The sequence below is a fragment of the Okeania sp. genome (genome assembly GCF_983059655.1).
Genome location: NZ_CEZPJD010000284.1, coordinates 1 through 9,371 on the forward strand (window position 1 = coordinate 1; position 9,371 = coordinate 9,371).

The following is a 9,371-nucleotide window of genomic DNA, read 5'->3' on the forward strand; positions in this document are numbered from 1 at the left end:
CATTTTGGCCTGACTTTAATCGCTCTGAATTTCATCGTGCCTTATTTGCTTATCAAAAACGTCAACGCAGATTTGGTAAAATATGATGTGCAGAAATATTTAAGTAATACAGAAAGCTAATTTTTTTGATTTATCAGTTGATTTTTGTGGCCTTTAGTTGATTTTGCCGAAAAACTGTGGTCTAAAGCCTTACCTTTTAAGAGGATAAAAAAAGAGAATATTTCTGATGTCCAGCCTCCTTATTGCAGAGGTACTGGTCACTGATAACTGATAACTGAAATAACTAAGGCCCACAAAAAATTGCTTCTTCGAGATCCTGGCGACTCAAAGAATATTTAAAAGAGCGTTGAATATCATCACCATTAGCACTAGCGTCTAGATAGCGCACTGTAAGTTGATCGATATCAAGTGATAATTCTGCCTTCCAAGTAGGTCTTTCTACCCACCAACAATGCAATTTTTCAGAATTCTGTTGGCAACCATTTTCTTGGAGCCATTGCTCAATTTTGGGCAGAGGGTGATTATATAAAGGTGTGTCTGGTTTGGGAATATCCATACTTTTTTTGTAATTAACAAAAAATATTTAGGGCTTACTGATCAAAGATTAAAGCATTAATTGATATTGGTTTCAGCTTTTTTTGGTCGAAAAAAGTGCAAGTTTTTCGGTCGCTTAAGCTCAAAAAGCTAGTATTTTTAGACGATTATGGCAGGATAATCTTGGGACTTTTTTTCTGACTACTTCTTCTACAATTCTCATTCCTCCTGTTTGCGGAGCATAACGTAAGAAATTCTGGCTCCCGCCCTTACTAAAAAACTTTAATTCAGCAAACCCTATTTAATGCCACTACGCGGACATCAAAAGTTAGGAATAAGGATTTATTAACTTCCAGATTTTCTGCACAGAAGTATTTCAGTGGAATACTCCTAGACAAAAACTTTGGATCTTATTTAATTCTCATTCCTTAAAAGTGTTTATTGGTAAAGCTTCTATGATTTTGTAACTGGTTAGTTCTTTCTGCAATTCTGCACTAGATTTGATAATAAATTTAATAGCTTAAAAAAGACTTTCAATAATTCAATTGCATCAACTATAGAACTATAATACTAAATATTTCTAGCTATTATTTAAATAATATCATGGAAATTAATTAAATATTCAAGATTTATTTATAGCTATGTTGATTGAACGAATAAAGCTATAGCGAATGTTTGATTTCTATAAATTGATTTCCTGGTGGTTCAATGGGTTGGATAGTCAACTCTGGACGTATAAGGCCAATAGTAATAGCTATCAACAAACAACAAATTAAAGTTATACCAATAATCAATAAAGCAAATAATTCACCTGCAGATAGTGGTCTGTCTTGAGGATCTAAATAGCTAGATGAATTTCTTCTATTATAAAAATCAACCCTTTTATTCAAATCATCTACATATAAACGCCTAATTTTTTGGTCGTACTCTAATCTTTTTTCTGGGTTGACGAGAGTAGCATAAGCTTCATTAATTTGCTGAAATTTTGCCTTAGCGATCGCTTCCGGCAAATCTGTAGTATCTGGATGATAGCGCTTACTTAATTCTCGATATGCCTTTCTAACTTCCTGATTAGATGCTTGGGGATGAATTCCAAGCAAAGAATAATAATTCACGCCAAAAGGAGTGTATTTTGACATTCTTTAATTTTTGTTGTTTGTAGTTTCCAAACTCAATTAATTGTTGTCAATAACTATATTAACTTCATATCAGCTTTTCACACAATTTGAAGTAATAGTATTTTAATCATTCCATTCCCCTCTTGGTGGAATAGGAGGGTTTCTTTGAAGTGTCAGGGCCAATTCATCTTCTGGAAGTCCTCCTCTTAACCACTGGCGCAGGGCACTTTCAATAACCTTACTAGGGTCATTTGTCAAATGTTGAACTTGGTCTAATAATCTAGAATCTATATTGATAGATAATTCTACTTTTTCTGGCAATTTCGACTGATTAACTTCAGGCTGATTCATAGTAAGACAATCTCAAATCTAGAAAAGCTACTATATATTATCATGTTGACATAATCCACTCTCTGAAGTGAATTTTTTCCAGCTCACCCATAGAGATTACTACTCTATCCAGTCCACGTAATTATCTCTAGCTATTGCAATAGGTAATCAGAGATGGTTTTGTCCACAGTAGTTCAGGTGTTTAGGCTTAGTTAGGAGATGTCCTCCACTACTATTTTTTTTTAATCTAAATCTTAATGGGTTTAGGGTCTTTGGAAAAATTAATTTAATGAGTAGCTTTTTACTGTGCTTTAGCCACCACAAACAGAGTCTTAATTTCCGTAGGTTATCGGTTTATTATTTTTGCCTTGATGTCCGGATATTTCGATAAGCTTTACTTTACCACAAAGTAGTCCAAAGAATAAAAATTTCTTTTTTGATCGGGAAACAATTTAGAGTAGGACTGAAAGTGATAGTGGTGCATTGTAATGGTCATAGTGACATACTCCCACACCAAGCTGGCGCTATAGTGTAGGCTTATAGTTTCGCTGCCCTACCATTACATCGGGCATGCGCGTTCTTCAAGAACGGAATGTTTTATAACCGTATTTTAGGGTTTGCTGGAAAAGTATGATGGTGATGATAGGAAACAGAGAACATGGAAAAGTTTAGACTATCTACTGCGGCCAAATTTTCTGATACTCAGGGAAAAGACATTAACATTTTGAGGCTACAAGAGCCAAAAATATTGCACTTTTTCAGCAATATTTAACCCTGGAAGCCCTTACAGGTATTGATTACAATTTTATTCAGCAAGCCCTATTTAGTATTATTCCTTAGTTAAGCTTGAGTGTTTATAATTGTCTGCGTGGTGCTATATTCCTCTTTGCTGTGTACCATTACTATGCAGAACTACCCTGAAATTAAGTCAGCTCAGAGCTAGAAAAATCTTCATGATTAAAATATGTTAAGAAATAATAGATAGATTTGTATTGTACCAAGACCAGAACAAAGACTATATTTATTACATTATTAATAAAAATATGACAGAAGTTCCTGTATCTCACATTCGTAACTTTTCAATCATTGCCCATATAGATCATGGAAAATCAACTTTAGCCGATCGCCTCTTACAAGCAACTGGCACTGTGGAAGACCGTGAGATGAAGGAGCAATTCCTAGACACAATGGACTTAGAAAGGGAGCGTGGTATTACAATCAAGCTACAAGCTGCCCGAATGAATCATCAAGCTGAAAATGGAGAAGAATATGTATTAAATCTCATAGATACTCCTGGCCATGTGGACTTTTCTTATGAGGTGTCGCGCTCTCTGGCAGCTTGTGAAGGTGCTTTATTAGTAGTAGATGCTTCTCAAGGAGTAGAAGCTCAGACTTTAGCGAATGTCTACCTAGCTTTAGAAAATAACCTAGAAATTATTCCAGTCTTAAATAAAATTGACCTTCCAGGGGCAGAGCCAGATAGAGTCAAACAAGAGATAGAAGAAATAATTGGCCTAGACTGTTCGGAGGCAATTTTAGCATCGGCCAAAGAAGGAATTGGAATTCCGGAAATTCTCGAATCAATTGTTCAATTAGTACCACCACCACAAGATACTATTGATGAAAAATTACGCGCTCTGATATTTGATAGTTATTATGACCCATATCGAGGGGTAATTGTATATTTCCGGGTCATGGATGGGACTATTGCTAAAGGCGATCGTATCCGACTCATGGCATCAGGAAAAGAATATGAAATAGATGAATTGGGAGTTCTCTCTCCTACCCAAAAACCAGTAAAAGAGCTTCATGCAGGAGAGGTAGGTTATTTGGGAGCAGCTATCAAAGCTGTGGAAGATGCAAGGGTGGGAGATACAATTACTCTGGCCAAGAAAAAAGCAGAGGCTCCTCTACCTGGTTATACAGAAGCTAAACCTATGGTATTTTGTGGCTTATTTCCCACCGATGCCGACCAGTTTCCTGATTTACGAGAAGCTCTAGACCGACTCAAGCTTAATGATGCAGCACTATCTTATGAGGCAGAGACATCAAGTGCCATGGGTTTTGGGTTTCGGTGTGGCTTTTTAGGGTTGCTGCACATGGAAATTGTCCAGGAAAGGTTAGAACGAGAATATAACTTAGATTTAATTGTTACTTCTCCGTCGGTAGTTTATCAAGTAACCACTAGCAAAGAAGAAGTTATTCTGATTGATAATCCAAATTTATTACCAGACCCTAATTACCGAGAAAAAATTGAAGAACCTTATGTCCAGGTAGAAATGATTACTCCAGAAGAATATGTAGGGACATTAATGGAGTTGGGTCAATCAAGACGTGGCATATTTAAAGATATGAAGTATTTGGCTAGGGGGAGAACTACTTTAATATATGAAATTCCTTTGGCAGAGGTAGTGACGGACTTTTTTGACCAAATGAAATCTCGTTCTCGTGGTTATGCGAGTATGGAATATCAACTTATAGGGTATCGTGAAAATCCTTTGGTGAAGCTAGATATTATGATTAATGCTGAACCAGTAGATGCTTTAGCTGTAATTGTACATAAGGATAAAGCTTATGGGGTAGGTCGTGCTTTGGCAGAAAAGTTGAAAGAATTAATTCCTCGCCATCAATTTAAAGTACCAATTCAAGCATCTATTGGTTCTAAAGTTATTGCTAGCGAACATATTCCTGCTTTACGGAAAGATGTTTTAGCTAAGTGTTATGGCGGAGATATTAGTCGTAAGAAAAAATTATTGCAAAAACAGGCAAAAGGTAAAAAACGAATGAAGTCTTTAGGTACAGTTGATGTGCCACAAGAAGCTTTTATGGCAGTTTTGCGATTGGATTAATTTCCTTTGGAGGCTTTGAGCATTTGTAGACACTAAAATTTTGAGGTGAAACTCCTTGGCTACTCTAAGCGATACCTTATTAGTGTGGTTTGAGTTTTTTGTTAAATAACTTACTTTGCAAAATTACCAAAACTGCTAAGGAGTCTATCATTACAGTATAGAATCCCTAACTGTATCTTTATGAAGAAAAGGTTATGATAACTGGCAATCGCCAGTTATTATAGTGATATTTGGGGCAAGTTGCGACTACGAAAATTTGATGCTCAAGCAGTGGAGTTATTCAGACAGTGTCCCATGCTTGATCGGATGATTAAAAATGGTAAACCCAAAAGCTACAAAGTAGAAATATAGTTAATTCTACTCATGGGAGTTGTCGCGATTGTCACTTTCATGCAACAAAGTCCTTGGTTATTATAATTGGCGATCGCTACTTACTATCAATAACCTTTTTCGGAAAAGATAGCAAATTGGTTCTATAGTCAGCCTAAAAATAACCGGATTTGGTATGAACCCTATTATGTTATGAGATTAACTTTTTGTCCAAGTTTTGACCAAAATTTCAGTGGAAAGAGGTCAATTCCCTTTTCGTTTGAGCCGTGAACCCAGAGCCAGTGCTGCCAGGACAGAAAACCCTAGGATTGAACTTGGTTCAGGAACAGATTCGCTAGAACTAGAACCAGTGGAACCAAACATCACATTATCTTGAGAATATAGATCGTTATTATTGAAAAAGCTAACTTGCTGAATCAATTTACCTTCCCCATCAATCCCTAAAAATCCATTGATTCCATTAACGGCTGAATTTGGCACCAAGGGGAGAAAATCTCTCAAAAATGCTGTAAACGTTGAGCCATCTTCAAATGTAGCAACCATCCTTGCGTTTGAGTTAACTGCTCCTCCCCAAAAGATGCCAACAGCTTCGGTAAAATGACCAGGGGCAAACGTAAGCGTTAAGAAAGATTCGCCATAAACCCCTCCTTCAAAACCCCAAACTCCACTCACCGGGTCGCCATCTGCACCAGTATTTACTCCAAATGCTATGGCGCGCTCGTTATCGCTTAGATTGTCAATTCGAGCCTGGGCACCGCCAAGGGATAACGTGGCCCCTGTTCCCAAAGTATTGAGATAGTTATTGATAGACGAAACTGAGTTCCCACTTCCACTTGGCTCAAAATCAATTACAGTCGGGTTGTCGAATGTTGACGAATCAATAAAAATAGAAGCAGCACACGCCTCCTTGATAGGTAAAAACGTAATAGCTGTGATTGCAAAAAAAATTCCTTTGTAAAGGTATCTCCAATTACTGTTCATATAACACCTCTAAATTAAAGATTTTGGGTAACATCCTGACAATTTTTGTGATATTATAAGGTTAACTGGACTTATTCGTCTATACATATGATTTTTTATTCAAGTAAGTTGGCTGATTGAGAGGCTATGCGCTATTCATAAGTTTTCCTGCAAGCAATGGCAGATTTTTTTTCATTTTATGAAGCTTCTGCAAATGTATTTCTATCTATCCTCTTCATATCCTGGAAAAGCACAAAGATTATCATTGTATGAAGCACTCGAAAAAATCGGCGGCTCCAAAGATTTGAGGTTACAGACTCACAATTTTTGTGATATTATAAAGTTTAACTGGATTCCTTCGTCTATATGCATGATTTTTTATTCAACTAAAATAGTATAGTTTCGAGAGCTATAGAACTCCGTTCCGCTTCTCAAACCCTCAACTTGTAACTAAAAAAACCAATTTAAAAGATACCAAACTCTACTAAGGTATTTCAGACCCATACTTTATTAGTAGTGTATGATGGAGTTCGATGTGGTTCTTCAATTTTATTTGCAAAACCACAACAAACTAAACTGCTTGGAAGTAGAAGTAATGAAAATATTAGTAACAGGTGGCGCAGGTTTTCTTGGTTCTCATCTCATCGATAGATTAATGGAACAAGGGCATGAAGTCATCTGTCTTGATAATTTTTACACAGGAACTAAGCGCAATATTTTAAAGTGGTTGAATCATCCTTATTTTGAGTTAATTCGCCACGATATTACTGAACCTATTAGATTGGAAGCGGATCAAATTTATCATCTAGCTTGTCCTGCTAGTCCAATACACTATCAATACAACCCTGTCAAGACAATTAAAACTAATGTGATGGGGACATTGAATATGTTGGGGTTAGCTAAAAGGGTAAAGGCAAGGTTCTTTTTGGCTTCTACATCTGAGGTATATGGAGACCCAGATGTACATCCTCAAACAGAGGAATATAGAGGTAATGTTAATTGTATTGGGATTCGATCATGTTATGACGAGGGCAAGCGAGTAGCAGAAACTTTGGCATTTGATTACCACCGTCAGAATAATGTTGATATTCGAGTAGTCAGAATTTTTAACAGTTTGACTGGAGACCAAAAGGTACTTTATTACATTGATGAAAAACTCTATTATGAAAGTTTTACTGAATGTTATGACAGGATTAATGGAGATATATCTAATGTATCGGTGCCTTGTTTTGATGAAAATTCTAAGACAGTAATTAAACCAATTTCTGCAATTTGGAAACATCATGTGAAGAAGAAGGGTTATCAAATCAAAACTATCTGGGGTAAGCAGATAAAAATTACTGAAGACCATAGTTTATTTACTAGGGATAATAACGATAAACCTCAAGCAGTTTTTGGAAATGAATTAAAGGTAGGAGATGAAATCGGAGTTCCTAGTTATATCAGTTTCTTGGAACAACCTTTACAACCATTCCACGTTACAGATAAAATTTCTATTCAAGAAGAAATATCTGTAGAAAGTGAAGAGACAATCTCCTATATAGAAAAATATGGAGATAAAATTCGTGAGTATTTATTAGCAAAAGGTATTAACCCCGAACAACTATATTCAATACTAAAAAGCTACGAGGCAAAAAATCAAATTCCTTTGCATCTATGGAAATATTTAGAACTTCCTCTATCCAAAAAAGAAAAAATTTGCTATTTATCTTCAAAGGCAATTAAAAATTGGATAGGGAATATAGAAGAATTTTTGTGGCTATTAGGGTTTTATGTTGCTCAAGGAAGTTTGATAGACAATGAATTGGTATTTAAAGGAGAAGCTGAAAAATTAGCAAAATTAATAGAAGTAGTAGAAAGAATATTTGACTGTCAATGTGAAATTAAGGTGGAAGGAGCTATAAGTATTAAGTCAAAAATTATGGTCGATTTAATTGCAGAGGGATTGAATTTTGGGAAGACAGAAAAAGAGATTCCTAATTGGATTTTACAACTTCCTCAAAAACAATTAATTAGTTTTTTACAGGGATTGAATGAAGGAAATAATGTCGTAGAAAATCAACTAAATTCAAAGATTGAATTTAAGAGTAATAGTCAAGCGATCGCAGAAAAATTAGTATTAATTTTAGCTAAGTTTGGGCTAGTAGCAAATGTCTTAGAAATAGAACAAAATTACCAAATAATAGTAGAGGGATTAGAAGATAACAATATTGATAATTTGTCCAACATTCAGCAGACAATATCGGCAAAAAGTACTGGTGATATTGTCTGGGCAAAAATAGAAAGTATTGAGGAATTTGAAATAGATGATTATGTGTACGATTTCTCAGTACCAAATTATGAAAACTTTATTGGCGGAAGCTACGGAATTTTTGCTCATAATACTTACGGACCAAGAATGTTAGAAAATGATGGTCGAGTAGTAAGTAACTTTATTGCACAAGCCTTAAAAGGAATACCACTAACAGTATATGGAGATGGCTCTCAAACAAGAAGTTTCTGTTATGTGTCAGACCTGGTCGAAGGCTTTATTCGATTAATGAATCAAGACTTTATTGGGCCTGTTAACATCGGCAACCCAGGAGAATATACCATACTTGAATTAGCTCAAAAAATTCAACAAATGGTTAATCCAGATACACAGATAACATATAAACCTCTGCCACAAGATGATCCGAAACAACGACAACCAGATATTACTCGTGCTAAAAAATATTTAGGTTGGGAACCTACTGTTCCTCTCCAAGAGGGGTTAAAATTGACAATAGAAGATTTTCGAGAGCGGCTCAAAAATGAACCGCCAAAAAGTTGAAGGGTAAGCATTTCCTGCGGAATGCTGCGCAAACAGCCAGAGGGCAGTTAGCTTTCCTCCGGAGGAGGAACTACGTTAACAGGAGTTAGTAGTTTGAGGATTTGAGTAGTTATTAAGTCGCGAGCAATTAGCTAATTTATTTTAGACTTTTAATGCTGTTAAATCTTTCAACTCTGATTCCTCGAAAAAGGACAATATAAGTTAATAACTGATGGCTGATGACGTTAGCATTAGCAAAGCTCCTCTGAAAGAGACACCTCCTCCAGAGGAGGCTAGCTCACACCTATAATGCTTACGTTGAAAGGGTGCGGGGTAAAGAAAAGTTAAATTGTCAAAACTTAATCCCTACTGAAACTTTTCGTATTAAAAACTTTGAGGATAAAAAAGATGCGTGTTTGTGTCATTGGTACTGGCTACGTTGGCTTAGTTACAGGGGTT

At 35.9% G+C, this 9,371-nt stretch carries 6 protein-coding genes and 3 pseudogenes; 5 read left to right on the forward strand and 4 right to left on the reverse strand.

All coding sequences use genetic code 11. The annotated features are described in order from the left end of the window. A partial coding sequence (locus AC3DU7_RS16570) for an undecaprenyl diphosphate synthase family protein (protein ID WP_488040434.1) occupies window positions 1-86 on the forward strand: 86 nt, incomplete at its 5' end. Between the two features lie 197 nt (window positions 87-283). Here AC3DU7_RS16570 and AC3DU7_RS16575 read toward each other — a convergent pair. The 3 genes from AC3DU7_RS16575 to AC3DU7_RS16585 form a co-directional block, all read right to left on the reverse strand. After that, on the reverse strand, window positions 284-556 hold the full coding sequence (locus AC3DU7_RS16575) for a DUF3143 domain-containing protein (protein WP_488040430.1): 273 nt from the start codon (window positions 554-556) through the stop codon (window positions 284-286). Window positions 557-1,196: 640 nt separating this feature from the next. Next, on the reverse strand, window positions 1,197-1,673 hold the full coding sequence (locus tag AC3DU7_RS16580) for a J domain-containing protein (protein WP_488040431.1): 477 nt from the start codon (window positions 1,671-1,673) through the stop codon (window positions 1,197-1,199). A gap of 102 nt (window positions 1,674-1,775) precedes the next feature. Beyond that, window positions 1,776-2,003 (reverse strand): hypothetical protein, encoded by a 228-nt coding sequence (locus tag AC3DU7_RS16585; RefSeq protein WP_124145555.1) that lies wholly within the window; start codon window positions 2,001-2,003, stop codon window positions 1,776-1,778. A 1,022-nt stretch (window positions 2,004-3,025) separates the two neighbouring features. Here AC3DU7_RS16585 and lepA point away from each other — a divergent pair. Next, window positions 3,026-4,831 (forward strand): translation elongation factor 4, encoded by a 1,806-nt coding sequence (gene lepA, locus AC3DU7_RS16590; protein ID WP_488040432.1) that lies wholly within the window; start codon window positions 3,026-3,028, stop codon window positions 4,829-4,831. 573 nt (window positions 4,832-5,404) lie between these two features. Here the strand turns inward: lepA and AC3DU7_RS16595 are convergent. Further along, window positions 5,405-6,142: a PEP-CTERM sorting domain-containing protein gene (locus AC3DU7_RS16595; RefSeq protein ID WP_488040433.1), complete on the reverse strand. Its 738-nt coding sequence runs from the start codon at window positions 6,140-6,142 to the stop codon at window positions 5,405-5,407. 574 nt (window positions 6,143-6,716) lie between these two features. On the opposite strand from AC3DU7_RS16595, the pseudogene AC3DU7_RS16600 reads away from it, so the two are divergent. The 3 pseudogenes from AC3DU7_RS16600 to AC3DU7_RS16610 all read left to right on the forward strand — a co-directional run. Further along, a pseudogene (locus AC3DU7_RS16600) lies at window positions 6,717-7,235 on the forward strand (GDP-mannose 4,6-dehydratase); the annotation flags it as partial. After that, window positions 7,236-8,498: pseudogene (locus AC3DU7_RS16605) on the forward strand (GDP-mannose 4,6-dehydratase); the annotation flags it as partial. A gap of 3 nt (window positions 8,499-8,501) precedes the next feature. Then, window positions 8,502-8,933, forward strand: a pseudogene (locus tag AC3DU7_RS16610) (GDP-mannose 4,6-dehydratase); the annotation flags it as partial. Window positions 8,934-9,371: the final 438 nt, after the last annotated feature.

Excerpts from the sequence above, each read along its gene's own strand:
- AC3DU7_RS16575 (WP_488040430.1), bottom strand. The coding sequence starts at position 556 with ATGGATATTCCCAAACCAGACACACCTTTATATAATCACCCTCTGCCC.
- AC3DU7_RS16580 (WP_488040431.1), bottom strand. The coding sequence starts at position 1,673 with ATGTCAAAATACACTCCTTTTGGCGTGAATTATTATTCTTTGCTTGGA.
- AC3DU7_RS16585 (WP_124145555.1), bottom strand. The coding sequence starts at position 2,003 with ATGAATCAGCCTGAAGTTAATCAGTCGAAATTGCCAGAAAAAGTAGAA.
- lepA (WP_488040432.1), top strand. The coding sequence starts at position 3,026 with ATGACAGAAGTTCCTGTATCTCACATTCGTAACTTTTCAATCATTGCC.
- AC3DU7_RS16595 (WP_488040433.1), bottom strand. The coding sequence starts at position 6,142 with ATGAACAGTAATTGGAGATACCTTTACAAAGGAATTTTTTTTGCAATC.